At 67.2% G+C, this 2,091-nt stretch carries 1 protein-coding gene; it reads right to left on the reverse strand.

Annotated features, from left to right (window positions below; translation table 11 throughout):
• Positions 1-306: 306 nt before the first annotated feature.
• Entirely contained in the window at positions 307-1,599 is a 1,293-nt protein-coding gene (locus JOZ79_RS12460; protein ID WP_294074661.1) for an adenylate/guanylate cyclase domain-containing protein, read from the reverse strand.
• Between the last annotated feature and the right edge of the window lie 492 nt (positions 1,600-2,091).

Genomic DNA, 2,091 nt, shown 5'->3' on the forward strand with positions numbered 1-2,091 from the left:
GCCGCTACGCGCTCGCGCTTTGCGCCGTCCTGGCGTGCGCGATGCCCGGCGACGCAATCACGATGCTGCTCGAGACCGCCCCGCTCTACCTGCTGTTCGAGCTCGGCGTCCTGCTCGCCGCGCTCAGCGAGCGGCGAGTCGCGCGACCCGGAGCCGCGCAGACGGGGTGATCGCGGTGGCTTACAGACGGGCTGTGCGCCGACTCAGATGCGGCCGCTCGAGTTCGCCGGCCGATCCGGCCGCTGCATCGGGCTGCACGGCGTGTGCCTGGGTCGTTGGCGGTCGGATTCGTCGCTATGCCTGCGGTCATACAAGTCCAGGTCGGCTCTGTGGATCTGGGACGCGGGGGACGGCGAGGAGACCATCTAGGCGAAAGGCTTCGGCCGGCTCACTTCGCCCCCGAATTGGCACCGGCCCCAATGGGGACAATCGCGCCGAGCCGGCAATCGCGCGGGCCGTCTCCGGTCCGACGACCACGTCGCCGGGACGGGCCAGCGCCTGGAGACGTGCCGCCAGGTTGGTGGTGTCACCGATAGCGGTGAAGCTCCAGAAATCCCGACTGCCGACGTTGCCGACCAGCACGAGTCCCGTATTGATTCCGATGCCGAACCGCGGCGCCGCGATGCTGTCAGCGGTTTGTTCGATCCGGGCCTGTACCTCGAGCGCCGCCCGGGCCGCCCTCATCGCGTGATCCTGGCAGCGTTTCGGGGCGTTGAAAATGGCCATGATCTCGTCGCCGGCGAAGCCGATAGGCGTTCCTCCCTCGGCGACGATGGCGGGCACGGCCAGTGTGAAGTACTGGTTGAGCAGCCCGACCGCCACATCCGGCCGTACCGATTCGCTGAACGAAGTGAATCCTCGAAGGTCAGCGAAGAAGACGGTCGCCTCGCAAAGTTCGCCGCCCAATTGGAGCCGGCTCGGATCGGCGAGTAGGGTTGCGGCCACGTCGGCCGACAGGTAGCGATGGACAAGCCCCCGGGCGGAAGCCAGTAGCCCTTCCCGCCGACCCTTGAAGCCTGACAAAAGTGCGAAAGCCACCGTCGTCACCCCGCCCACGTTCAGGACGAAGAAGGAATCGACGAACCCGCTCGATACGGCGTTCGGCGGGCGGGACCAGACGTCCGGCGCCGCCACGCTCGCCGCGACCAGCGCAAGGAAAACGACGAGCCAAGGAGCGGCCACTCCGGGACCGAACAGCAGGAGCGCGGCGAGGGGCGCGAACAGCGCCCATAAGCACACGACGCTGCCGCCCTTGAATCCTCCCAGGATCCACATCAGCGCGAAGGGCAGAATCAGATATAGGACGAGCTGGCTATTGGCCAGCCAGCGGAACGAATGATGCCGAGCAAACGCCGCGATACTCGTGATCGAGACAGCGGCGTACACCCACGGGATCGTCGCGGCCAGATGCGCACCCGCGAACCAGTACCCGACACCCCACAGCAGCGCCAGCGGCACGATGAGTAGGGCCCCCAACAGAACGAGGACCTTTCGAAGGACGGTCTCCTCGTCGTCGGCGCGGTCGGCGCCGACCTGCAGCATGCGTCCGAGGACCGTGACGTGCTCTTTGCTCGCACCCATAGGCGTTGCCTGCGACACCGAACACCCCCCAGCCGACCCGGGATTGTCAGCAGCTCCGCGCCGGCAGAACGACAGAATGGTAGATGTGCCGGGGCCTCTGCAGGGCAAATCAGGCGCCGGTCGCCACATGCTGCAGCACCCGCCTCCTCCCCGGCCATCCGGCCGCCTTCCACCACGACGATCTGTTTGCTCAGACGGCGGCATCCATCGCCGCCAGCAAACACTATGGGTGCTGCTCCGCCAGGAACGCGAGCGCGCCGATCTTCCTGTGTGAGAGTGCCTAGATGGACGACCAGCGCAGCGGCGAACGGAGCGCGGCATGCGTCGGACGCCACCGATCGCGCTAAGCCTTCCACTGAGTGGCCAAGCGCTAGTCCGGCGTTGGGCCGGCGGACGACTGCTTCGTCGTCAACCGATGGCCCGTCGATGCCGCGGGCGGAAGATCAAGCGATCGTGAGCGAGCATCGCGCTTTCCGCGCGATGCGGTCGCTCCATCGATCGGCCGACGTC

Origin of the sequence: Sphingomonas sp., assembly GCF_019242355.1 — a bacterium.
GTDB lineage: Bacteria > Pseudomonadota > Alphaproteobacteria > Sphingomonadales > Sphingomonadaceae > Sphingomicrobium.